Raw genomic sequence first — 23,185 nt, forward strand, 5'->3', positions numbered from 1 at the left:
ACTCGTATGAATGGTGTTCAGTGGATCAAGATAACAACAGATATATTTGATGATGAAAAAATTCAGCTAATAGAATCAATGCCAGAAGGAGATACTCTTATTGTAATATGGTTTAAAATTCTGGTGCTTGCAGGAAAGCAAAATAATAGTGGCATATTAAGTCTAGGGAACAAGGTTTATTACACAGAAGAGATGCTTTCAACAGTGTTTAGGCGAAAGGCTACATCTGTAAAATTAGCTCTTAGCATGTTTGAAGAATTTGGCATGATAGAAATCATAGATGGCGCTATTACCATTCCAAAATGGGAGAAACATCAGAATATAGATGGACTAGAAAAGATTAGAAAACAAACAAGGGAACGTGTTGCTCGTCATAGACAAAAACAAAAAGCACTAATTACAGGCGAGCCACAACTCGTTTTAGACTGTAACGTTACAGTAACGGATGAAAATGATAATGTAACGCAAGAGATTAAGAACAAGAGTAAGAATAAGAAAGAGATTGAGAATATACTGGATAATAGTTCTAGAAAGCCTGAAACTTATATTCCACCCAAATATTATTCTTTGTTAGAATCCATTTCTTATAAGTACAATGATAGATTTTTGTATCCTAACAATTACACTTTAACACATGCTCAGAAGATGAAGATAGGCGAGTATTTGGCTAGTGGGTATGTAACTAGTGATGAAGTCATTAGCATGATTGAACGGATTCCTGAGGATGCGACTTCTCCTTTAGCGTATTTATTTAAGTCTATGGAGAATTTAAAGCAGGAACGTATGCTGGAGTGCAAAGCTATTGCCCATGAAAATGCCCGAAAGAAGTATATGATAAATGAGTAGATATAGGACTGTTCTAAAGAAATGTTACATCACTGAGGAGCAAAATGAAATAGTGAATAACTTGATTGAAATGACAAATCATCTAAGTTTTTCCTCTTATGCCAGAAAAATGTTATTTAAGAGCTCGCCTATTTATCTTCAATTTGATTTTGAATCTTATCATGACTTTATATTTCAAGTTAGAAGAATTATCAATAACTTACGTCAGTTAGAAAGAATAGCAGAACAAAGTGAGGATTTGGATAATGTAAGGATATTTCACTACTGCGTTGAGCTGATGATAGAATATGAAAAGAAGACAAGTAAACAAGTGAAAGAACTTGTAAAACGACTAAATAAGAAAACGAGGTGATAGGACCATGAGAATAAAATCGGTGTTGAAACAAGTATTTTTGACAGAAGAAGAAAATAAAAAATTAAATGATTGTATGAGGAAAGAAAATATTCGTAATTTTTCTGAGTTTGCTAGAAAAAAATTAATCCGAACAGATTTGAACATTCACAAAGTCTCTTTTGAAGGTTTAGTTCCTTTAACAGAAGAGTTGGAACAGGTAGGAAAGAATATCAATTCTATAGCCCGTCTTGCAACTGTAGTGGGGGAAATAAGCTATGAAAACAAAATGGATATGTCTATTTTGATGCAAAAAATAGTTGATGTGATGGAGGAAAAAGATGTTTATTTTCAAAAGTAATATGGATAAGGATTTCGATCAGATATGTGAATACATATTGAAATTAAAGCGAGCAGAATTATTTCTTCATGGAATTAAACAACAAGATAAAACGAAGGCTCGTTTGTATCATGCGATGCTGGAATACTATGATGCTAACCATAAAAAAGAAAGGCATATGAGGATTTTAAAATAAGAAAGCGCTGTTAAATTGAACAGCGTTTTCTTATATATATATTCTTAAAAAAATGTACACACAAATGACAGTCAAATTGATTTTTGGGATTATTTTATCGAGAAGGAAAGATTTCTCATAATATGACTTTGCGAGCTCAGAGTCTGTATACACACACTCCCAAAATCATCCTAAAATTTGTATACACAAAGTGTATGTACTTTTTGGGATGATTTGAATTTTGGGGAATCCCCAAACCCCTGATGAATTATACGAGCAAAAAAATTTGGGAGTAAGTTTTAGAAAGAACTATTCTAAAGTATTTAAAATCTGACTTTAAGTAAATTTTTTATTATGTGACTATTAGCCTGTCTCACTCCGCTAGGTGCGAGACAAAAAAATACCCGCTATGCGGGTGTGTACTGACCCCCAAAAGTTAGACAGAAAAAATCTAACTTTTGGGGGTCAGTACAAAATCGTTTTTATTGTATAAAGAATATCAAATAGTTTGAGGGTTTTACTTGTCGCTGTATTTCTTCACTATCCTTTTTGTAATACTCCTGCTTTGTTCCTGAAATATCTACAGTGAATACGTCATCCTTGAAGGTATAATTCTCTTTTCGGTTTATGATATTAGAGCCAGTCGGTTCGATTGTTGCACTGTCTTTATCAATTGTAAAGGTGTCGGCCTCTCCTTTGTTGCTATTTCCTTTGTTACCTGAAATGGTAAAGGCAACTTCATTTCTACTCTCGTTTATTCAACGGTATTCGCCATCTAAAGAATTGCTTGATTGGTTAGAGCATGCAATTAAGCAAAATTGTAGATAGAGACACTAAAAGTAATGTGATAAATCTTTTCATTTACATACTTTTTATTTCTATATTATATTAAAGAAACATTACATAAGTAAGACAGTAATTTTTTAGGTTGATCTCTTTCTTTCGGGAAAATCATTATGTTTCGGAAAGTCAAGATTTTGTTATTATTTATGATATACTGGTACCGTAATTATATCCTTACAGAGGTTAAGTAAGGGTTTCAGTACACGTCAATAGATGTCAAAATATTGATTTTAAGCGATTTTTGATTTTTGGAAACTCATTATATCGCACTACAAATCAATAAAAACTGTACCTTTTTTAGATAAATATATTATCTGGATATTGAAGTTAAGCCCTGCTGTCATTTCGATGGCAGGGCTTTTTAATATTTGGTACACTAACTTCTTATCTATATTTTGGTGGATTTTAAGTTGACATCTACAAAGTTTAATGTTAGAATACATTCAAAAATATATTTGAATGAGGTATTTTATGATTCAAAATGTTGTTACTTCAATAATCCTGTATTCTGGGACAGCCGTAGACTTACTTATTATCCTAATGTTATTTTTTGCCAAAAGAAAAAGCAGAAAAGACATCATTAACATCTATTTAGGACAATTTCTAGGCTCTGTTAGTCTAATATTGCTAAGTTTGCTTTTTGCATTTGTCTTAAATTATATTCCTAGTAAAGAGATTTTAGGTTTACTCGGTTTGATTCCAATTTTCCTAGGTCTCAAAGTTTTGCTTTTAGGAGATTCTGATGGAGAAGCTATTGCCAAAGAAGGTTTGCGCAAAGATAATAAAAACCTGATATTTCTAGTCGCTATGATTACTTTTGCAAGTTGTGGTGCTGACAATATTGGTGTCTTTGTTCCATATTTTACTACCTTAAATTTAGCAAATTTGATAGTAGCTTTACTTACCTTTCTAGTCATGATTTATCTCTTGGTTTTTTCTGCCCAAAAATTGGCACAAGTCTCTTCTGTTGGAGAAATTTTGGAAAAATATAGCAGATGGTTTATTGCCGTTGTTTATTTAGGATTGGGGATATATATCCTGATTGAAAATAACAGTTTTGACATACTATGGACTATATTAGGCTAGGAGAGAATATTATGAAAAAAGATAGTATCTGCCAAGTGAATGTTATAAATCAGCAAAATATTACAACCGCAACGAACTACCTTGAAAAGGAAAAAGTCCAAAAATCACTTCGCATTTTAACAAAATTTACCGATAATAAACAGATAAATATCATCTTCTATCTTCTTGCTGTTGAAGAACTCTGTGTCTGTGATATAGCCTGTTTACTAAATCTCAGTATGGCATCTACTTCCCACCATCTTCGTAAACTAGCCAATCAAAACATCTTGGGCACTAGAAGAGAGGGGAAAATTATATATTATTTTATAAAAGATGAGGAAATCAGGGATTTTTTTAATCAACTAGGATAACAACTATTTTTACTACTTTTCCATGATTCTAGGGAGCTACTCTATGAAATTTCGGGTCTTCGGAATATATAGTGGAATTACTTTCTTAATAGTTTAAAAACAACTGGTGTTTAAATCGGATTTTCTGGTGGGATGTTAGGATAATCAATAGTATTATATAAAAGTATCAATCACATACGAGTGATACTTTGGGAAAAAAATAAAATAGTCCAATTTACTTGACCGTGTACTGTGGTACATGGTTTATAATATTCAGGGGGTGAAATAAGATGATTTATCGCATTAGTGAGTTTGCAGATAAATGTGGAGTTAATAAAGAAACGATCAGATATTACGAGCGAAAAAATTTATTACAAGAACCTCACCGAACGGAAGCTGGTTATCGGATATATTCATATGATGATGTTAAGCGTGTTGGGCTTATTAAACGAATACAGGAACTTGGTTTCTCTTTAAGCGAGATTTATAAATTACTTGGTGTTGTAGATAAAGATGAAGTTCGTTGTCAAGATATGTTCGAATTTGTTTCTAAAAAACAAAAGGAAGTGCAAAAACAAATAGAGGATTTAAAACGAATTGAAACTATGTTAGACGACTTAAAACAACGATGTCCAGATGAAAAGCAATTACATTCGTGTCCAATAATAGAAACATTAACATGAGAGATTAATTAACGAAAGGAGCTTTTTTATGAATAAATTTAAGGTAAACATTTCAGGAATGACTTGTACGGGTTGTGAAAAACACGTAGAATCAGCACTTGAAAAGATAGGTGCTAAAAATATTGAGTCTAGTTATCGTCGTGGTGAAGCAGTATTTGAACTGTCCGATGATATTGAGGTTGAAAGTGCAATAAAGGCTATTGCTGACGCAAATTATCACCCGGGCGAAGTAGAAGAAATACAAGTGCAATCGGAAAAAAGGACAGATGTAAGTTTAAATGATGAAGGTAACTATGATTATGATTACATCATCATCGGTTCTGGTGGAGCTGCCTTTTCATCTGCCATTGAAGCCGTTACTTTGAACGCAAAAGTGGCTATGATTGAGCGTGGAACGGTGGGTGGAACTTGCGTTAATGTCGGATGCGTTCCTTCTAAGACCTTATTAAGAGCAGGGGAAATCAATCATCTAGCAAAAAATAATCCATTTGTGGGATTACACACTTCGGCTTCAAATGTTGATTTAGCGCCATTAGTAAAACAAAAGAATGATTTAGTAACCGAGATGCGAAATGAAAAATATGTGAATTTAATTGATGATTATGGTTTTGAATTAATAAAAGGTGAAGCAAAATTCGTAAATGAAAATACAGTTGAAGTAAATGGCAATCAAATCACAGCCAAAAGATTTTTAATAGCTACAGGTGCTTCTTCAACTGCACCTAATATTCCCGGATTAGATGAAGTAGATTATTTAACAAGCACTAGCTTATTGGAATTAAAGAAGGTTCCAAATCGTCTTACCGTAATTGGTTCAGGATATATCGGCATGGAATTAGGACAACTATTTCATAACCTCGGGTCAGAAGTCACTTTGATTCAAAGAAGCGAGCGTCTATTAAAAGAATACGATCCTGAAATTTCAGAAGCCATTACTAAGGCCTTAACAGAACAGGGAATTAATTTAGTAACAGGTGCAACCTATGAACGAGTTGAGCAAGATGGAGACATTAAAAAAGTTCATGTTGAGATAAATGGTAAAAAGCGAATTATTGAAGCAGAACAATTGCTAATTGCCACTGGAAGAAAACCAAATACAGAATCATTAAACTTACATGCAGCAGGCGTTGAAGTTGGTTCCCGTGGTGAAATTGTCATTGATGATTATCTTAAAACGACCAATTCCCGAATTTATTCAGCTGGAGATGTCACTCTCGGTCCCCAATTTGTTTATGTAGCTGCTTATGAAGGTGGACTTGCTGCTCGTAATGCAATCGGAGGACTAAATCAAAAGGTCAATTTAGAAGTGGTTCCAGGCGTTACGTTTACTTCTCCATCGATTGCAACGGTTGGTTTAACGGAGCAACAGGCAAAAGAAAAAGGATATGAAGTGAAAACATCGGTATTGCCGTTGGATGCTGTTCCAAGAGCGCTCGTTAATCGGGAAACAACAGGTGTTTTCAAATTAGTGGCAGACGCGAAAACATTGAAAGTGTTAGGGGCGCATGTAGTGGCAGAAAACGCAGGAGACGTAATTTATGCAGCAACATTAGCTGTGAAATTCGGTTTAACTGTTGGAGATCTGAGAGAAACGATGGCTCCATATCTAACAATGGCAGAAGGATTGAAGCTGGCTGTCCTAACTTTTGATAAAGATGTTTCGAAATTATCTTGCTGTGCAGGCTAAGGGAACTTTTTTACAACTCCCTATTCAAGTGAACCAGCTAATGCTTTAAGGGATTTTCTAAGTGCATTTGTGGTCACAAAAATAATTTAACACTGATGATTTCGACATCAAATCTATAATTGATACCTTAACACCGCAGAGTAATAAAGGATGAATAATATGTCAGACTTATTATCCTTACCAGACATTAAAACAATAGAACCGCCACAAGAAAATGAAACCGATATGATGTTTAAAGTTGAAGCAGTCGGACCACCTGAATGTTGTCCTGAATGTGGTTTTGACAAGTTGTACAAACACAGTTCAAGAAATCAACTAATTATGGATTTGCCCATTCGTTTAAAGCGAGTGGGCTTACAATTGAACCGTAGACGATACAAGTGTCGTGAATGCGGATCTACCTTCTGGGAACGCCTAATATCTGTAGATGAAAAGCGTAGTATGACCAAAAGGCTTTTAAAGTCCATTCAAGAGCAATCCATGTCTAAGACCTTTGTAGAAGTCGCAGAAAGCGTTGGTGTTGACGAAAAAACCATTAGGAACGTTTTTAAGGACTATGTGGCACTCAAAGAACGTGAATACCAGTTTGAAACTCCTAAGTGGCTTGGGATAGACGAGATACATATTATCCGTAGACCTCGGCTTGTATTGACTAATATTGAACGCAGGACTATTTATGACATCAAGCCTAACCGTAACAAGGAAACAGTCATCCAACGTCTTTCAGAAATCAGTGACAGGACTTACATTGAGTACGTCACAATGGATATGTGGAAGCCCTACAAAGACGCAGTGAACACTATCCTTCCACACGCTAAAGTTGTCGTAGATAAGTTTCATGTAGTTAGAATGGCTAATCAAGCCTTAGATAACGTCAGAAAGTCTTTGAAAGCCCATATGAGCCAAAAAGAAAGACGTACCTTATGCGTGAAAGGTTTATCCTTCTAAAGCGTAAACACGATCTAAATGAACGTGAATCATTCCTCTTAGATACTTGGTTAGGTAATCTTCCTGCTTTAAAAGAAGCCTATGAACTCAAAGAAGAGTTTTACTGGATATGGGATACTCCTGATCCAGATGAAGGTCATCTTCGTTATAGTCAATGGAGACACCGTTGTATGTCCAGCAACTCTAAAGACGCATATAAAGACCTCGTGAGAGCCGTAGACAACTGGCATGTTGAAATATTCAACTACTTTGATAAAAGGCTCACTAATGCTTATACGGAGTCAATTAACAGCATTATTAGGCAGGTAGAGCGAATGGGTAGAGGTTACTCGTTTGATGCCTTACGAGCCAAAATCCTTTTCAATGAGAAGCTCCATAAAAAGCGTAAGCCACGATTTAATTCAAGTGCTTTCAATAAAGCTATGTTATACGATACTTTCAATTGGTATGAAGTGAATGATCACGACATTACAGACAACTTAGGTGTCGATTTTTCCACACTTATTAAGAATTTGGAGAAGGGTGATTTATAAGCCCTTTTCCACCATAAAATCCGAATACCCGAAATTTTTTGATGAAAATTACTCACAAGAAATAATATATAGAACTGTTTAAATATCTTCAGGATAGAAAAAGAAATTGTCCAGGCACGAAGAAACTGTATATTTGTTGCTAAACTGTACATCATCTTTATGATACGGTATTTCGTATTTCTCAACTACATAAGCTCCGAAAACTAAAATGTGATAACCCTTTGATAACCTCTCGATTTTCAAAAGGATTATATATGTAAATATTGAGGATTTATCTCTTAAAATTACTTGATTTTAGTGATAATTTACCATAAATATCATAATGTAGAAAAAACCAGGTCTTAAGAAAGCTCGTAAAGCATCACAATTCTCAAAACGTTAATCAATACGATTATATCAACGTTTACAGACATTCAAGAATTTTCTCTTGGATGTCTTTTTTTGTCTAAAAATCAAGAGTTTCCCTAAAAATTTCCACCATTGATTTTTACAGCAGAAATATGAAATATTTTTAATACATATTTTTAAAAATTCTCGATCTTATTTTTAGTATAAAAGTTATAATATCTTTTGCTGAATATTTGCTAAAGTGATAGTCAAAATACAAAACTACTCTCAAAAAGTGAGATTAAAAGTCTCATTTTTTGAGAGTAGTTTGTTGATATAAAAGTAAAATTTATTTGATAGAGGAGAGCATATTAACTTTAAAGTATACTTTACCTTATTTCTCTATATAATTACAAACATTATTAATCTGTTCGTGAATTTCTGTACCAAATTTTTTTTCAAAAAATGCACTTCCGATTGTAAATGCCCAAGGATTTGTATCAATTACTTCATTCAATCGTTCATAACAATCAATACTTCCGGCCAAACAGACGGGAGCTTGTATGGCTTGAGTAAAAGCATTATTTAGCTTCAAGGGGTCGCCAGTATAACGGTAACCTAGTAAGTCAAAGCCATAGACCCCTTTTTTTAAGTATTCTTTCGCCTGAGAAATCATATTTTCTATAGTACCTTCCAAAATAGATGGACGCTCTTTAATTTCTCCTACGAATGGCATGTACTTTATGTTATTCTCTTTACAAAACTCGTTGATTGAATCAAAGTAGACAGTCCCCATTAAAACATCGCATCCGCACTCTTTTGCAATTCGTGCACCTTGAAGACCATTCTCTTCATCGTATTCCACAACTTCAAGAAAAGTAGTTTTACCGTAAGACTTCATTTCTGAAAATAAAGACTTCATTTCCGAAATTGGAAGTGGTTTTTCTTTAAATCCCCAGAATTCGGCTTTGGTGTTCTTACATGATTCGAAGATTTCTCGTGCATTTTCAATTGTGTGATCATTATGCGTCAGCATAACAATTAATTTAGGTGAGTTCATAAATGTTCCTTTTGATGTTAATTCTAAGTTCTTTTTCTTAAAAATAAAAGTACTTAGGTTACTGTCTAATCATTTCTTTAGGAATGAGTTTCGGATCGTACATGACTTTTGAATGATTTTTCAAAATAAGCTCTTTTTCCAAAGTTTGTTCAGTTATTCTATCAAGTTTTTCACGATAAATCATGGAGTTGCGATAGTAATAATTGCCTTCTTTTTTGAAATGATGATTTTCTTCAACTATCTGATAAGTGAACGGAAATTGTGATTCACTTCTTAATTCCCCGAAGAGAATCTCATTTTCAGTCCATGTTCTCAATTGAATAAGTTGGTCAGTATTATTTTTAAAACGATAGTCCTGATGATTATACTGTACAGAAGTTCCATTCGCAAATGGTTTCCGAGTCCCCTTATCAGGGTCTAATGCATCAGAGTGAGAATGAAATTCTGTAATTTTCATAGGACTATGAACAATTAAAAGATGAAGCAAGTTAGCTAAATTACATAGCCCTCCGCCAATATCAGGTTCTACTTTCCCATTAATAATAACTCGCCCTTCCTGGTATCCTTTTTTCTTCGTTGTATTACCAACTAAACTCCAAAAAGAAAATTCTTCTCCTGGATGAATGATAATGTTATTTAGATTTTTACTAGCAATCTGTATGTTAGTAGCTTTTCCTTTTTGAAGATTAATATCAATTCCAGGACCATGTTTTATCAGTTGAGTAGAATATGATGAAACTAAGTTGGGTAATATCTTTTCTTGACGAATCTTAGAGAATTTTTTTCCTTGTTTAAGGTTCTGTATATGTCGTTTTAGATTTTCTTTTTTTAAAGAGATTTTATATGTTGTAGGACTAATTTCACAAAATAATAGATCCTTATTCCAAAAAACCATGTTGTTTCTCCTTTTTGATCACATCTAAATTTTTATTTTTTTGTCTCAAAAATGGGTAAGTATGAAGTATTAATTTTTCAACCCATCGTTTTTTACCAATTCCGCCTTCTTTAGGATCATATAAAAAATCAACCAAGATAGTGGAGATATTTGCCCGACTAGCTCCCAGAACATCTGTAAAAAGTTGATCTCCAATCATAACTGTTTCAAATGGTTTTAGCTGCATCATGTCAAGAGCTTTTTTAAAGTTCTTAGGATTTGGTTTTTCCGAAAGTGGGATAAAAGGCACAGATAAGTGTTGATTAAATTGTGTGATTCTTTCTTCGTCGTTGTTTGACAAAAGAAAAATTTGGAAACCAATGGCTTTGAGATTTTGAAAAAGTTCAATAACTTGTTCTGTAGCGGGGGCGCCATGCATCACAAGAGTTTGATCGATATCAAAAATTAATCCTTTAAAACCAAGTTGATATAATCTTTGATAGGGGATATCAAAAACAGTTTTTGCTCGTGCTGCTGGCATGAATGGAAACATATTGTGTAAAGCCTTTCATTGAATATATAACAATAATTCTAGCACATATATAGAACAAGGTCAATACCACTATTAAGTGTGTAGCAGAAATAGATATTCCTAGTAGACAACCGTCCACTTTTTTTATATAATAAAATTAAACCTTTTTGGTTGAGTTTTAAAAATATGGATTCAAGTATCGATTAGTCTTTCTAAGGGAGATAATGTCCATTAAATTATCATAATAGGAGGTGAAGTATGTATCAGCCAGAAAAATTAAAGGCTCGGAGGAAAGAGTTAAAACTGACACAGAGGGAAATTGCAGAGAAACTTGGGATTAGTTTCCAGGCTTACTCAGCTTGGGAACGTGGAATCAAAGAACCGTCTAAGGAGAAGGTAGCCCAGTTAGAGAACATTTTAAAGGTATCCAAAGGATATTTTACTCAGATCGAGATTGTCCGTCTCTACCATAGCCTCTCCAAGCAAGGGCAGGAGAAGGTTGTTCTCTATGCTCGCAACCTATCTCAAGAGGAGAAAGCCCAGAAAGTAACAGCGATGCCAGAGCGCCTCTACGAGTACCGTGTTTATGAACGCATGTCAGCAGGGATTGGGGCTTCGGTCTACGATGATCAGAATTTTGATACGGTTTACTTTAATGAGGAGTTGGCTCATGATTTTGCGTCATGGGTGTCTGGGGACTCCATGGAACCTAAATACCAAAATGGTTCAGTAGCTCTGATTCGAGAGACAGGATTTGACTATGACGGGGCGGTTTATGCAGTGGTTTGTAACAACCAGACCTATATCAAGCGGGTTTATCGTGAGGAAGATGGCTTGCGTCTGGTCTCTATCAATCCTAAATACAAAGATATTTTCATCTCCTATGAGGAAGATCCTCGGATTGTGGGGATTATCGTTGGGAACTTTGTGCCGATGGAGGGCTAGACTATGGGCTACTTTGATTATTCCAGAGAGCCCAAAAGTGACATTGCCTTTGTCGATATGAAATCCTTTTATGCTAGTGTTGAGTGCGTGAAAAGGGGATTACATCCGCTGAAAACCTCGCTTTGTGTCATGAGTCGAGCGGATAATTCAACTGGTCTTATCCTAGCCTCCTCTCCCCTGTTTAAGAAGATTTTTGGCAAGTCAAATGTTGGTCGGGCCTATGATTTGCCTTTTGATATCAAAACGCGAAAATTTTCCTATTATAATGCTCGAAAGCAAGGGCTACCTACCGACTCAGACTATGTTCGCTACATCGAAGATTGGGCTCAAGTTACCTTGATTGTCCCTCCTCGAATGGACGAGTACATTGCAGTCAATATGGAAATCCAGCGAATCTTTCAAAACTATGGCAGTCCAGATGATATTTATCCTTACTCTATCGATGAGGGCTTTATTGACCTAACTAGTTCGCTCAACTATTTCATCCCAGCTAAGAGTCTCTCTCGCAAAGACAAGCTGGATCTGCTTTCTGCCCGTATTCAGAGGGATATTTGGAGGCAGACAGGGATTTACTCTACAGTAGGTATGTCCAATGCCAATCCCTTACTAGCCAAGTTGGCTCTGGATAATGAAGCCAAGCACACTCCGACCATGAGGGCCAACTGGTCTTACCAGGATGTGGAAGAGAAGGTCTGGGCAATCCCTAAGATGACGGATTTTTGGGGAATTGGCAGACGGATGGAGAAACGCTTGCATGCTCTGGGGATTTATTCCATCAAGGAATTGGCAACCAGCAATCCCGACCAGCTAAAGAAAGCTCTGGGGCAGGCTGGTCTTCGTTTGTGGTTTCATGCTAACGGAATTGATGAGAGCAATGTTCATAAGCCTTATAAAGCCAAATCCAAGGGCTTGGGGAATTCTCAAATCTTGCCGAGAGACTACGTGAAGCTACGTGATATTGAAATTATTCTCCGGGAAATGGCGGAGCAGGTGGCTATTAGATTGAGAAGGTCTGGCAAGAAAACAACCCTTGTCTCTATCTATGTCGGTTTCTCTAAACAGGAGGTCAGGTCGTCTATTCACACACAAATGAAGGTCGAACCGACCAATAATACAGCTGTCTTAACGGATTATGTTTTGAAGTTATTTCATAACAAATACACTTCAGGAGCAGTCAGAAGTGTTGGAATCAACTATTCAGGATTTGTGGATGAGTCCTTTGGTTTGATATCTCTCTTTGATGATGTTGACAAGTTAGAAAAAGAAGAAAGGCTCCAGACGGCCATTGACTCCATTCGGGAACAATTTGGTTTCACTTCCCTTTTAAGAGCAAATGCACTGGAAGAAGCCTCTAGGAGTCTTGCTAGAAGCAAGCTGATTGGGGGACATTCTGCTGGAGGATTAGATGGATTAAAATGATTGATCGTTCTTATTTACCTTTTCAATCTGCGCGAGATTATCAAGATCCAGGTATGCAGAAGTGGATGGGATTTTACCTTTCAGAACACACCAGTTCGCTCAGTGAAGAAAAAAGTCGTGTTGATTTTTCGACGGATTTGACTCCAGATGAGAAGTTTCACTTGCTTTCTCAGCTTTATGTTGGCCAACTTAGGGGAAATTTTGTGCTAAAGGAAAAGAAGCAGAAAATCACTATAATCGGTGTGGTGAGAGAGTTATCACATCAGACTCTATCTATTAGGACAAACGAGGGATATAGGTTGATAGATGTTGCAGATATCCTAGAAATTCGGCTGTGGGAGGAGGGAGTTTATGACTAGAAAAGAGCTGTATGAAAACAAACTGCAGATGGATTACTTTTCATATAACTATATTCGTTTTGAAGAGGATTTTCAAAAATACTCTGCCATGAACGTACCCTTGACTTTCTTGATTGATGACATCCTACGAACCATGGCGATGAATCAGAAAAACTACTTTGTTTTAAACAAGGAAAATGCCAAGGATGGGCGGGAGCATAGCTTTTATTTTAGGGTGGTAACGGAAAAAGCGTGTCCTAGAAATAGGACCTATGTATATGCTGGGATTAAAAATAGTGGCCAGTAGATTTGGTAGGAGATGAGCTCGTTCTCTGGTGTACACCATTGTAGTTATCTGCGGAGAGCTTGCAGCAGATTATTATGGTATTTCTGATTAAATCAGATAAGAGCTCCATCTTTTTGGATGATTGTGTACTTGATATCGTAGTTGAATTCGAAAATACTTATCCCAAATAATCATTCTGTTTTATAGATACTAAGATATCCATAGAAATTTATGGATATTTTTTGATTTATATATAGAAAAAGAGAAGACCGGCTGGTCTTCTCTTTGGGGGAACTAGAATCATTGAAAAGAATTAAGTAAAGATTTTAATTAGTCTTTGAAATTCTTTTGGAAGATGAGTAGAGACAATACTGAAGTAATAGCAGCCAAGAATAAGAAGGCATTTGCTTCTTGCTCTCCAGTTTCTGGGAGTTGTTTTTCCTTGTCTTGTTTAACTGTAGTAGCAACAGGTGCTTTTTCATCTTTTCTTGGTGAATCTTCTGTTACAACTGCAGGAGCTGGTTTTTCAGTTTCTCTAGGTAGAACATACTCAGGGAGAGTCACAACTGGTGGCGCCTCTGTTCCTATAGAACTTTGTTTAGTTCCAACCTCAATTACTCTATCTAGAGCTGGAGTTGATTCAGTTTGAACTATCTTACGATTGCTACCATCTACTTCGACATACTCGATTATAGCACCATCTTTCCCTTCTGCTAGAACTTTCTCTTTTCCTTTATCTAAGTTTGGATTTTCATGACGGATAGTCTTGAATGGTACTGCCTTCTTGACAATATCCAAACTTGGAAGTTTAAAGACAAGGTCCTTAACTCCTTCTTCAGGACTTGAAGAAGTAATTGGTTTTTCAGGTTCTTTTGGTAGAAGGTACTCAGGAAGAGTCACAACTGGTGGAGTATCTGTTCCTACAGAACTTTGTTTAGTCCCAACTTCAATCACTCGGTCTAGAGCTGGAGTTGATTCGGTTTGAACTACCTTACGATTGCTGCCATCTACTTCGATATACTCGATTATAGCACCATCTTTCCCTTCTGATAGAACTTGTTCTTTCCCTTTGTCTAATTGTGGATTTTCGCGACGGATAGTCTTGAATGGTACTGCCTTCTTAACAATCTCCAAACTTGGGAGTTGGAAGACAAGCTCTTTAACCCCTTCTTCAGGACTTGAAGAAGTAATTGGTTTTTCAGGTTGTTTCGGTTCAACCGGTTGTTCTGGTTGGCTAGGTTGCAATTGCTTGATTTGTTCAAGAGCCTTATTGAGAGCTTTATTGACATCTTCTTGAGTCTTAGCCTCTTGAATGGCTGCGATTGCTTTATCAGTAATTTCAACTAATTTTTTCTTAGCATCGTTGTTAGCACCAAGCTCAGCCACTTTTTTCTCGATAGCTTCAGTCAGGCTAGCCATAGCCTTATCATAATTGATTTCAGGCTGTTCCGGTTGTTTTGGTTCAACTGGTTGTTCTGGTTGGCTAGGTTGCAATTGCTTGATTTGTTCAAGAGCCTTATTGAGGGCTTTATTGACGTCTTCTTGAGTCTTGGCTTCTTGGATAGCTGCGATTGCTTTATCAGTAATTTCAACTAATTTCTTCTTAGCATCGTTGTTAGTACCAAGTTCAGCCACTTTTTTCTCGATAGCTTCAGTCAGGCTAGCCATAGCCTTATCATAATTGATTTCAGGCTGTTCAGGTTGTTTCGGTTCAACTGGTTGTTCTGGTTGGCTAGGTTGCAATTGCTTGATTTGTTCAAGAGCGTTATTGAGGGCTTTGTTGACGTCTTCTTGAGTCTTGGCTTCTTGGATAGCTGCGATTGCTTTATCAGTAATTTCAACTAATCTCTTCTTAGCATCGTTGTTGGCACCAAGCTCAGCCACTTTTTTCTTGATAGCTTCAGTCAAGCTAGTCATAGCCTTATCGTAATTGATTTCAGGCTGTTCCGGTTGTTTTGGTTCAACTGGTTGTTCTGGACTTGTTTCGTCTCCAGGTTTTCGGTAATTTTCGTCTTTGCTAAGAATATCTTGCAAAGCAGTGACTGTTGACATCACATCTTGTACATTTACAGTATCAGAACTTAATTGTGCAGTGAGTTTATCAAGATTAGACTTGAACGCTTGGCGTGCAGTTGCTGTATTTTTCAAACCACTTGGATCAAAGTTAGATAAGTCGTCTTTCCATTTAGAGAGAGATTGAAGGATTTGTGTTTTGCTGTAGAGTTCACTTCCTTCACCACGAGTGATGAATTGATCCACCTGGATACCGATGTTTCGAGACAAATCGTTTCGATCAGGATCTAGTTGAAGGGTGACTGCGTGCAAGTTTTCATCAAGACCTTTTAGGCTAACCAGAGTTTGATTGCCTTGACGTTGAGCAGCGTGACCGCTAAAGTATTTCTTGCCCTCAATAGTCGACGCATTTCCCATGCCGTCTTGGTAAGGAACTTCTTTGCCATCTAGGAAGACTTTGTAGATACCATGATTTGGATCAACATAGCCCTTGATATCAAGTCCAGTACCGTAGAAGTAGGCTGTGACAGTTGTCTTTTTCTTTTGTTCATCAGTTAAGCGACCAAAGGAAGCCCAAGACTCCGTTTTTTGGTACTTGTCTGCTGAATTGGTTTCATGGTGCCAGCCAGGACTGTAATCCAACTGACTAGCTTGGTCATCATAACTTGTTTGATCCTTGATCAGCAATTCAGCTTTCATCACTTGGATGGTTGCATCGGTAGCAAAACCGAGCAGGGCACCATCAGTGACAGAAGTGAGCTTGGCTTTGAAGTCAAAGATAGAGTCGGCTTGTTCTGTAAAGTCAATCGTTGGGATGGTAACAGTCTTTTCTGTTTCTCCATCTTCAAAAGTCACATCTTGAGTTGTATCTTGGTAAACTTTACCGTGAACCCCAGTTCCAGGTTCTGTGATGAAGCGAACAGTAGCAGTACCCTTGCTTCCACCAACACGTTTAATTTTAACAGTGACTGGTTTTCCTTTTTCGACTTCGTAAGAAGTTGCTTCAAGCTCAAACATACCCTTGCTGTTATTGTTTAGAGTGTAGATTCCTTCTGTAGCAATTGGTTCACCTGTTTTATTAACAAGGGTAATGGTATGTTGGCCAGGTGCTAAATCGTCTGTTTCATATACTTTTTGGCTGCGTTTACGGCTAGTGTTCTTAGTTTGCACATCCGCAACTTTTTGGCCATCAACGTAGACGGACATTTCTCCATGACCTGGGTCAACTGTAGAGACGACATAGGCCTTGGTTCCTGTGAAAGTATAGCTTACTTTGGCATCTTTTTGATTGGTCCACATAGAAGTGCCACGAACACCTTCAGATTCATTGTACCAAGTTGTACCGGCTGTATCCGCTGTTGTATTTGAGTGGTATTCAAGTCCAAGAGGGTAGCCGTCTGTCTTTTCGATACTACTTGGTGTCTTGTAGACTGAGAAGTTGGTTAGGATTGGTGTGGCTTGTGAGCCAGTAATCGTAACTCGAATTTTTTGTGCTTCTACAGGTTGACCTTGAATCAAACGACGATAACCTACGGTTGAACCTTCACCATATGGAACCCAGCGTCCGTTGATTTCGACTTCAATCTTGAATCCAGAAATACGTTGTCCTTTGGCAATATCTTCTTTGAGTTCTACGACGTCAAAACGTCTCTTTTGTCCCAAATCGACTGTGAAGCTACCTGTTGTGGCATCATTTGAAAGAGCCCAGCTAGTATCATCTTTACCGTCTGTAAGGTGGCTTTCTTTGTAGAGATGGTTCTGACGAGTCGAGCTTGCTGTTACAGTTGCTCCTTTGGCAAAGTCAGTCGCATACATTTGATCTAGAGTCGCTTTGAATTCTTTCAAGCGAGCCACGTCAGTATCTGCGAATTTACCTTCTTTGTTTGGTGGAATGTTGAGAAGAAGTGGCGTTCCACGACCAACAGACTTGAAGTAGATATCCATCAATTCTTTGAGGGATTTTGGTTGCTGGTTATCGTGGTAGAACCAGCCAGAGCGGATGGAAACATCTGCTTCTCCTACAGAGTACATATCTCCGTCAGGGTCACCGTGGTTAAGGTATTCGTTCTTAACATTTTCGGTAATGTTTGCTTTCTTGACCTTATGCCATACAGGGTCACCGGCGATACCACGCTCATTTCCAATCCAACGGATACTTGTTGGTTCGGCAGAGAAGATAGCGATATCTCCTTCAGCTTCCTTGATATATTTGAACCACTCATCAAAAGTGTAGGTTACTTTCTGGGCACCGCTACCGCGTGCTCCATCCATCCAAACTTCGATAAATTTACCCTTATTACCGTATTTTGGATTACCAAGGATTTCTTTTAGTTGATTGAGGTAGTATTCGTTGTATTCTTTTTGAGTAGCTACCTTATATTTAGGGCTATTAACATCCCATGGTGATAGGTAAACACCCATGTTCATATCGTATTTAGTAGCCGATTTAGAGATTTCTTCTAAAAGGTCACCCTTTCCATCTTTCCATGGACTTGCAGCTACGGTATGATTTGTATATTTAGATGGGTAAATAACGAAACCATCGTGGTGTTTGACAACCATAATAGTTCGTTTAAAGCCAGTTTCCTTTAGAGTACGGATCCATTGATCTGTATCTAAGTTAGTTGGATTGAAGTTTTTAGGGTCTTCATTTCCGTGTCCCCATTCAGAATTAGTATAAGTATTCATACCATAGTGGATGAAGGCGGCTAATTCTTCCTTGTGATAATCAAGTTGAGCCTTGCTTGGAAGGGGACCGTGATTTCCGATTTCTGTTTCCTTATCTTCTGGATGAGCAGCAGGTAAAACAGTTGAAGTCGGATTAGAGCTATCAGAGATTTTTTCGTATTCAAAGACGACATCATTCACACCCTTGTGCTGGATGCTGGCTTCTAAGCGTGGAGTGATTGCGCGGTAGCCTGCGATTTCTTTTGCTTCAAAAGTGTTTACAAAAGAAACATCGTATTCTTTTCCGTCATTATTATCAGTAACAACATCTGCTAATTCTTGCTCTGAGCCTTTCAAACGATAATGAATGGCAAATGAACCTTTATTCACTTTATAAACCACCTTGATGACCCGTGTTCCTGGAGCTGTTTTGCTGACGACGTTGTAGGTCCACTCATCTTTGAGTTGTTTGTTGATTTCGACGCCATCAATAGAGACAATCTGGTATTTCTCTTGATTTTTTGTATAGAAGTCAGTCTTAGCGATTTCTTTTTTGAAGTTATAATCAAAAGCTGTTCCAACTTCAGTTTTTTCAACAAAAGTATCATCAGTTTTGATTGGATTACCAGTTTCATCTACGTGTTGAACAACTACACGTCCGTAATCGATTCCTTTAATGAGTGTCGCAACACCATTTTCATCGAAAGAATATTGATTTTCGCCAATAACAGCCGTTTTATTTCGGAACATTTCTCCTTCAGGAGTAAAGTAATATCGTTTTCCGTTATCACCTTGGTACCAACCTTTGACGCCATATTTTGCGATAATATCTTTTACCCATTTGACTTGCTCAGGTGAGAGGACGATTCCGCCGCCGAAACGGTCTTTGTCGGGGATGCCGTTTTCAATTGTGCCGTGTTGGTGAACACCGACTACTTTACCATCACCGTTGATAATACCAGCACCTGAAAGGCCTGAAACAGAAGTCATATGATAGGTGATGCCTTTTGAGCCTTTATCATCATAATTATCAACAGATTTCACGACACCATCAGCCTTGTAAAGTTGACCAGCTACAATTGGTTTTTTGAGCTCAGGTGAGCTTGAATCAGTTGGATACCCAATCGTGCTAACAGGGTCCCCTGGTTGATAGGTTTTGTTTTCTGCCAAAGGAACAAAGGTGGCAGCTTTATTTGGACTAGCGATTTGAAGAGGAACAGGTGCTACAACAGCAGCCAAGTCATTTTGATATCCTTTTCCAAATTCTTTCTTGTTCCAAAAATGAATATCTTCTTCTTTGAAAAGAGTAGTATTACCCGTTACAGGCTGAGAATTGCGAACAGCAGAATTAGAACCGAGGTTATAGTAAAACTTAGCAGAATCTCCGCCTCGAATATGTCCTTCTTTTGTATCACGGTTTGATTCTAAAAAGTTGTGGGCAACAGTCAAGATGACATTTGGTGCCACAAAAATACCAGAACCAGACACGATATAGCGTTGGGAACCACCATTGTAAATAGTGTAAATCATACTAGCAGCAGTAGCAGGTTGTCCTTCATAAGGGACGTGCTTCAAATCTAGACCACCGTTGATAATTGCACGATTACCATTTTCAGCTTCTTTTGGAAGTTCTTCCTTGTTTTTTAGAATGCTTTCTGTCTCAACTTTAGGACTATCCTTCTTGTCTACGATTGCTGAAGTATCTATGTTTTTCACGGGTGCATCAGGATAAGCTTGATCGTGGATTTCTTCAGGAAGCAAGTCAGTAGTTTTAGTATCTGCTACAGATTTTTCTTCTACTGGTTTAACAGTTTTTTCTGATTTCTCTGCTTGCTCTGACTCTTGAGGTGTAGAAATTACAGGACTTTCATTTTTGACTTCTGGTTTGGTTTTTTCAGCTTCGGCCAATTTTTCTACATTTGGTTGAGAGCTTGTAGTTTCAATTTTTGCTTCGTCAGCTAGTGCTGTACCAGATGCAAAAAAAGCGAGCCCAACCATAACCGAAGCAACACCAACGGTTAATTTTCTGATGCTAAAAGTTTGCTCTTTTTCAAAAAGGTATCGATTCATAATGTACTCCTAGTTTGAATCAAGACAGTCAGCTACTGTCTGAGCCCAAGTATGACTTGGAAACGATTTTCTTTAGCGATAGTTAGATTTTGTGCAATAGTTTGAGACTAATCCCCTCCTGTTTAAGCGCTTTCATTTTAGAATAAAAAAATTAAAATTGTTATCTTAATCTTTAAAATAACCTAAAAACTTTAACATAACAAATATACTAAATTGTTCCAAGAAATGCAATAGAGAAAGTAAACCTAATTTAAAGAAATTCTTTCACTTTTTAAAGAAAAAATACNTCCTTTCAAGAATTAAACTGAATGAAAGAATGTATTCAAAAAAAGTCAGAGTAATTTTTGTATCGCCTCTTCAATTTGTTTTGGGTCTGTTTTTGAAGAGAAGCGTTCAAAGACCTGCCCATCACGACCGATGAGAAACTTAGCGAAATTCCATTCGATTCGTTTTCCTAGTGGGCCAGATTTCTGGTCTTTCAACCAAATATAGAGAGGGTCCGCTTCTTTACCGTTGACTTTGACCTTGGCAAAACGAGGAAAAGTAGTCTGATAGTGTAGGCTACAGAAGGTGTTGATTTCCTCTGGGCTACCTGGTGCTTGTCCCATAAACTGATTGCAAGGGAAGTCTAAAATCTCAAAACCTTGTTCTTGATAGCGATCATAGAGTTCTTGAAGTCCTTGGTACTGGGGCGTTAAACCACATCCAGTAGCAGTGTTGACAACCAAGAGAATCTTACCAAGATAGGTATTTAGTGGGGTTTCTTGATTGTCTTGGTTCAAGACTGAAAAATCGTATAGTGAAGTCATTGCTTGCTTTTCTCCTTCTGTTTGGTATTTTTAGGAGTTTTCTCCTCCTGTAGTGATAGAAATCCGTAGGTCAGGGTTCCAAAAATGCTACCTATAATGAGGCCATACATCAGTAAAGGAACACTTTTATCGAATTGCATGAGGAGCTTCACAAAATCTGAAAGGGACATCTGCTGAACGAAGACTTTATGAAAGATGAGTAGGATAAAGAAGCCAATCTGAATACCGATAAACACAATCCAGCTTCGGAATTTGATTTGGGCTTTGCTGTAGGTTTTGAGAATGATTTCTGATTTGTCATCCTTTTCAAGATGAAGCTCTTGGACGGCTTTTTGAGCTTTTATACTCATGAACAAAATGAGTCCAAAATAGATGTAGGGCATAACATTTCGAACAATTTCTATAAAGCTTCCGAACAAAATATAGAATAGGAAGAGAATGAAGGAAGAGTAAAAGATTTGGATCATGGAACGGGCGCAAGCCTTGTAGATAACCTCTTGACGGCATTCATCAAAAGGCCCTTGGATATGAAAGAAATTTCGAAGTAGGCGAGTTGTTAAATCTTCTTTTTTCATGGGTGATTTCTCCTAAATGAACGATGCTATTTTGTTTCTTTTACGAATTGATAGAGATAATAAAGATAAGTAATAGAAGAAAGGATAGCGATAGTTAGCAGTATATAATATTTCCAATTGCTTGAAATGAGCGTTAGTTGTGGTAAGGATAGAATCATAAAGAATAGTGCTAAGTTGAGTATGCGCGTTTTTTGGGAGTCAATCTTTAGATAAGTCAATCCTTTGTTGAGTGCTGGAACAAAGACTGGAAGGAGGACTATATCGTAGATTGGCAAGTTCCCTGAAACGATGATGAAGATGAACAGTGAAGCAAATAAAAGATGATAGGTAAGTAAAGTTACTAGTGATTTTATAAGGCACCTCCTAATCCTCATCTTGATCTTTCTTAGCTTTTTCAATGCGACGGGAGATGAGGAACTGTATACTCGCTCCGAAGAAGATAGAACCGAGAATGCTTGATACACCATTTCTTATAGTGAGGAGAGAATGAAAATAGTCCTGACCTTCACCTATGAGTATACTGAGAAGAGGAGTTATAAAAAACATCCATAGACCAAAGAACAAACCTGCTTTAAGACCTGGGTAGTATAGTTGCTTACTTTCTTTCTCGCTCAGCATATCTGGATCAATAGCTGTAATCCCTGTTTTTTTCATTTGGTAGGTGACATAGCCAGCAGAGATGAGGGCAATCACTAAAATCAGAGGAGGATAGATTAGAGACACTTCTTGAGGGTATTTATAGGCCAGAAGGAGTGGAATAAGATTTCCGAAAATCATCAGATAAAAGAGGACGATAAAGACTTGGTTCCCAATACGATTGGCCTCACGCCGTTTGTATTCGTCAAGGGGACCAGAAATACCGTATGTGCGTTTGATGAGTTTTTCAGTGAAGGTTTCTTTTTTCATGAGTTGGCTCCTTTTTTAAAAATTATCCTCCCAAAAGAGACTGTTGAGGTCAGTTTGGAGGCTGCGGGCGAGATTGAGACAGAGTTCCAGAGTTGGGTTGTACTTGTCGTTCTCAATCATATTGATGGTTTGTCTCGAGACACCGGTATCCTTGGCTAGTTCGAGCTGGGAAATACCTAGTTCCTTGCGAAATTCTTTCACACGATTCATCTGGTCTCCTTTCTGATTCATGTCGCATATATTTGACTATATTATATTCTTCTATGAAATAGATGTCAAGCATATTTGACATATTCTTAAAGAAATCTTACTTGGGTAAATTCCCAAACTAAGTTCCACCGCTAATCCAAGTGGAAGTTAGTCTGATAAAAATTCTAAAAACCAGTGGAAATCCGTGTCAGGGTAAGTTCCACTGGTTTTAATCATGCTTGATTTCATCGCTTCTGTAGCCAAAATGAATCGAAAAAAAGAGCGCACAAAATCCCCTCATCTGAAAGCGTTTCAGATTAAGTTCCGCTATGGTGGAAGTTAGTGTGAGACGTTTGAATGGGGTTGAAGATTAG

The 23,185-nt window shown here is 37.3% G+C and carries 21 protein-coding genes and 2 pseudogenes; 12 read left to right on the top strand and 11 right to left on the bottom strand.

Going from position 1 to position 23,185, the window contains the following annotated elements:
• Positions 1 to 6 precede the first annotated feature (6 nt).
• The 3 genes from D8855_RS08365 (at position 7) to D8855_RS08380 (ending at position 1,713) form a co-directional block, all read left to right on the top strand.
• Positions 7 to 846 (top strand): phage replisome organizer N-terminal domain-containing protein, encoded by an 840-nt coding sequence (locus D8855_RS08365; protein WP_001014727.1) that lies wholly within the window; start codon positions 7 to 9, stop codon positions 844 to 846.
• A gap of 359 nt (positions 847 to 1,205) precedes the next feature.
• Positions 1,206 to 1,538 (top strand): hypothetical protein, encoded by a 333-nt coding sequence (locus tag D8855_RS08375; RefSeq protein WP_125416932.1) that lies wholly within the window; start codon positions 1,206 to 1,208, stop codon positions 1,536 to 1,538.
• A complete protein-coding gene (locus tag D8855_RS08380) occupies positions 1,519 to 1,713 on the top strand; it encodes a hypothetical protein (protein WP_000469564.1) in 195 nt (64 codons plus the stop codon). The genes D8855_RS08375 and D8855_RS08380 overlap by 20 nt, the downstream gene beginning before the upstream one ends.
• 461 nt (positions 1,714 to 2,174) lie before the next feature.
• Here D8855_RS08380 and D8855_RS10960 read toward each other — a convergent pair.
• Positions 2,175 to 2,553: pseudogene (locus D8855_RS10960) on the bottom strand (hypothetical protein).
• Between the two features lie 251 nt (positions 2,554 to 2,804).
• Entirely contained in the window at positions 2,805 to 2,978 is a 174-nt protein-coding gene (locus D8855_RS10845; protein ID WP_071788300.1) for a FanG protein, read from the bottom strand.
• 28 nt (positions 2,979 to 3,006) lie between these two features.
• On the opposite strand from D8855_RS10845, the gene D8855_RS08395 reads away from it, so the two are divergent.
• The 5 genes and pseudogenes from D8855_RS08395 (at position 3,007) to D8855_RS08415 (ending at position 7,801) form a co-directional block, all read left to right on the top strand.
• Complete coding sequence (locus tag D8855_RS08395) at positions 3,007 to 3,621, top strand: CadD family cadmium resistance transporter (protein WP_000615750.1); 615 nt, start codon at positions 3,007 to 3,009, stop codon at positions 3,619 to 3,621.
• Between the two features lie 11 nt (positions 3,622 to 3,632).
• A complete protein-coding gene (gene cadX / locus D8855_RS08400; RefSeq protein ID WP_000711088.1) occupies positions 3,633 to 3,971 on the top strand; it encodes a Cd(II)/Zn(II)-sensing metalloregulatory transcriptional regulator CadX in 339 nt (112 codons plus the stop codon).
• A 269-nt stretch (positions 3,972 to 4,240) separates the two neighbouring features.
• Positions 4,241 to 4,633, top strand: coding sequence for an Hg(II)-responsive transcriptional regulator (merR, locus tag D8855_RS08405; protein WP_000640389.1), 393 nt, complete (start codon positions 4,241 to 4,243; stop codon positions 4,631 to 4,633).
• 28 nt (positions 4,634 to 4,661) lie between these two features.
• On the top strand, positions 4,662 to 6,320 hold the full coding sequence (merA, locus tag D8855_RS08410) for a mercury(II) reductase (protein ID WP_125416934.1): 1,659 nt from the start codon (positions 4,662 to 4,664) through the stop codon (positions 6,318 to 6,320).
• A gap of 228 nt (positions 6,321 to 6,548) precedes the next feature.
• Positions 6,549 to 7,801: pseudogene (locus tag D8855_RS08415) on the top strand (ISL3 family transposase).
• 721 nt (positions 7,802 to 8,522) lie between these two features.
• On the opposite strand, the gene D8855_RS08420 reads toward D8855_RS08415, so the two are convergent.
• From D8855_RS08420 to D8855_RS08430, 3 genes are read right to left on the bottom strand one after another with little or no spacing between them, the layout of a single operon-like run.
• Positions 8,523 to 9,188 carry a hypothetical protein gene (locus D8855_RS08420; protein ID WP_049492886.1) on the bottom strand — a complete coding sequence of 222 codons (666 nt, stop codon included), beginning with the start codon at positions 9,186 to 9,188 and terminating at the stop codon, positions 8,523 to 8,525.
• A gap of 58 nt (positions 9,189 to 9,246) precedes the next feature.
• Positions 9,247 to 10,083, bottom strand: coding sequence for a VanW family protein (locus tag D8855_RS08425; protein ID WP_125416936.1), 837 nt, complete (start codon positions 10,081 to 10,083; stop codon positions 9,247 to 9,249).
• On the bottom strand, positions 10,067 to 10,615 hold the full coding sequence (locus D8855_RS08430) for a YqeG family HAD IIIA-type phosphatase (protein ID WP_042750123.1): 549 nt from the start codon (positions 10,613 to 10,615) through the stop codon (positions 10,067 to 10,069). The genes D8855_RS08425 and D8855_RS08430 overlap by 17 nt, the downstream gene beginning before the upstream one ends.
• A 237-nt stretch (positions 10,616 to 10,852) precedes the next feature.
• Between D8855_RS08430 and D8855_RS08435 the strand changes: the two genes are divergently transcribed.
• From D8855_RS08435 to D8855_RS08450, 4 genes are read left to right on the top strand one after another with little or no spacing between them, the layout of a single operon-like run.
• Positions 10,853 to 11,539 carry an XRE family transcriptional regulator gene (locus D8855_RS08435; protein ID WP_004269891.1) on the top strand — a complete coding sequence of 229 codons (687 nt, stop codon included), beginning with the start codon at positions 10,853 to 10,855 and terminating at the stop codon, positions 11,537 to 11,539.
• A gap of 3 nt (positions 11,540 to 11,542) precedes the next feature.
• Complete coding sequence (locus D8855_RS08440; protein ID WP_049509856.1) at positions 11,543 to 12,958, top strand: Y-family DNA polymerase; 1,416 nt, start codon at positions 11,543 to 11,545, stop codon at positions 12,956 to 12,958.
• Entirely contained in the window at positions 12,955 to 13,317 is a 363-nt protein-coding gene (locus tag D8855_RS08445; RefSeq protein ID WP_084861942.1) for a hypothetical protein, read from the top strand. The genes D8855_RS08440 and D8855_RS08445 overlap by 4 nt, the downstream gene beginning before the upstream one ends.
• Positions 13,310 to 13,603 (top strand): DUF5960 family protein, encoded by a 294-nt coding sequence (locus tag D8855_RS08450; protein WP_125416938.1) that lies wholly within the window; start codon positions 13,310 to 13,312, stop codon positions 13,601 to 13,603. The genes D8855_RS08445 and D8855_RS08450 overlap by 8 nt, the downstream gene beginning before the upstream one ends.
• Positions 13,604 to 13,912: 309 nt before the next feature.
• Here D8855_RS08450 and D8855_RS08455 read toward each other — a convergent pair whose 3' ends face one another.
• The 6 genes from D8855_RS08455 to D8855_RS08480 form a co-directional block, all read right to left on the bottom strand.
• Positions 13,913 to 20,332, bottom strand: a complete 6,420-nt coding sequence (locus D8855_RS08455; RefSeq protein ID WP_125416940.1) for an alpha-L-fucosidase — start codon at positions 20,330 to 20,332, stop codon at positions 13,913 to 13,915.
• Positions 20,333 to 20,664: 332 nt separating this feature from the next.
• Positions 20,665 to 21,141, bottom strand: a complete 477-nt coding sequence (locus D8855_RS08460) for a glutathione peroxidase (protein ID WP_061864525.1) — start codon at positions 21,139 to 21,141, stop codon at positions 20,665 to 20,667.
• A complete protein-coding gene (locus D8855_RS08465; protein WP_125416942.1) occupies positions 21,138 to 21,716 on the bottom strand; it encodes a DUF3278 domain-containing protein in 579 nt (192 codons plus the stop codon). Before D8855_RS08465 ends, D8855_RS08460 begins: the two co-directional genes overlap by 4 nt.
• 26 nt (positions 21,717 to 21,742) lie before the next feature.
• Positions 21,743 to 22,069: a hypothetical protein gene (locus tag D8855_RS10850; protein WP_120770871.1), complete on the bottom strand. Its 327-nt coding sequence runs from the start codon at positions 22,067 to 22,069 to the stop codon at positions 21,743 to 21,745.
• Between the two features lie 10 nt (positions 22,070 to 22,079).
• The gene (locus D8855_RS08475; RefSeq protein WP_125416944.1) at positions 22,080 to 22,622 is read right to left on the bottom strand and encodes a DUF3278 domain-containing protein; all 543 of its coding nucleotides are present in this window, start codon (positions 22,620 to 22,622) and stop codon (positions 22,080 to 22,082) included.
• A 15-nt stretch (positions 22,623 to 22,637) separates the two neighbouring features.
• On the bottom strand, positions 22,638 to 22,832 hold the full coding sequence (locus D8855_RS08480) for a helix-turn-helix transcriptional regulator (RefSeq protein ID WP_125416950.1): 195 nt from the start codon (positions 22,830 to 22,832) through the stop codon (positions 22,638 to 22,640).
• Positions 22,833 to 23,185 lie beyond the last annotated feature (353 nt).

It is taken from the genome of Streptococcus mitis (assembly GCF_003942685.1).
Classification (GTDB): domain Bacteria; phylum Bacillota; class Bacilli; order Lactobacillales; family Streptococcaceae; genus Streptococcus; species Streptococcus mitis_CD.

Coding starts and splice junctions, on each gene's coding strand:
- D8855_RS08365 (WP_001014727.1), top strand. CDS start 7: ATGAATGGTGTTCAGTGGATCAAGATAACAACAGATATATTTGATGAT.
- D8855_RS08375 (WP_125416932.1), top strand. CDS start 1,206: ATGAGAATAAAATCGGTGTTGAAACAAGTATTTTTGACAGAAGAAGAA.
- D8855_RS08380 (WP_000469564.1), top strand. CDS start 1,519: ATGTTTATTTTCAAAAGTAATATGGATAAGGATTTCGATCAGATATGT.
- D8855_RS10845 (WP_071788300.1), bottom strand. CDS start 2,978: ATGTATTCTAACATTAAACTTTGTAGATGTCAACTTAAAATCCACCAA.
- D8855_RS08395 (WP_000615750.1), top strand. CDS start 3,007: ATGATTCAAAATGTTGTTACTTCAATAATCCTGTATTCTGGGACAGCC.
- cadX (WP_000711088.1), top strand. CDS start 3,633: ATGAAAAAAGATAGTATCTGCCAAGTGAATGTTATAAATCAGCAAAAT.
- merR (WP_000640389.1), top strand. CDS start 4,241: ATGATTTATCGCATTAGTGAGTTTGCAGATAAATGTGGAGTTAATAAA.
- merA (WP_125416934.1), top strand. CDS start 4,662: ATGAATAAATTTAAGGTAAACATTTCAGGAATGACTTGTACGGGTTGT.
- D8855_RS08420 (WP_049492886.1), bottom strand. CDS start 9,188: ATGAACTCACCTAAATTAATTGTTATGCTGACGCATAATGATCACACA.
- D8855_RS08425 (WP_125416936.1), bottom strand. CDS start 10,083: ATGGTTTTTTGGAATAAGGATCTATTATTTTGTGAAATTAGTCCTACA.
- D8855_RS08430 (WP_042750123.1), bottom strand. CDS start 10,615: ATGTTTCCATTCATGCCAGCAGCACGAGCAAAAACTGTTTTTGATATC.
- D8855_RS08435 (WP_004269891.1), top strand. CDS start 10,853: ATGTATCAGCCAGAAAAATTAAAGGCTCGGAGGAAAGAGTTAAAACTG.
- D8855_RS08440 (WP_049509856.1), top strand. CDS start 11,543: ATGGGCTACTTTGATTATTCCAGAGAGCCCAAAAGTGACATTGCCTTT.
- D8855_RS08445 (WP_084861942.1), top strand. CDS start 12,955: ATGATTGATCGTTCTTATTTACCTTTTCAATCTGCGCGAGATTATCAA.
- D8855_RS08450 (WP_125416938.1), top strand. CDS start 13,310: ATGACTAGAAAAGAGCTGTATGAAAACAAACTGCAGATGGATTACTTT.
- D8855_RS08455 (WP_125416940.1), bottom strand. CDS start 20,332: ATGAATCGATACCTTTTTGAAAAAGAGCAAACTTTTAGCATCAGAAAA.
- D8855_RS08460 (WP_061864525.1), bottom strand. CDS start 21,141: ATGACTTCACTATACGATTTTTCAGTCTTGAACCAAGACAATCAAGAA.
- D8855_RS08465 (WP_125416942.1), bottom strand. CDS start 21,716: ATGAAAAAAGAAGATTTAACAACTCGCCTACTTCGAAATTTCTTTCAT.
- D8855_RS08475 (WP_125416944.1), bottom strand. CDS start 22,622: ATGAAAAAAGAAACCTTCACTGAAAAACTCATCAAACGCACATACGGT.
- D8855_RS08480 (WP_125416950.1), bottom strand. CDS start 22,832: ATGAATCGTGTGAAAGAATTTCGCAAGGAACTAGGTATTTCCCAGCTC.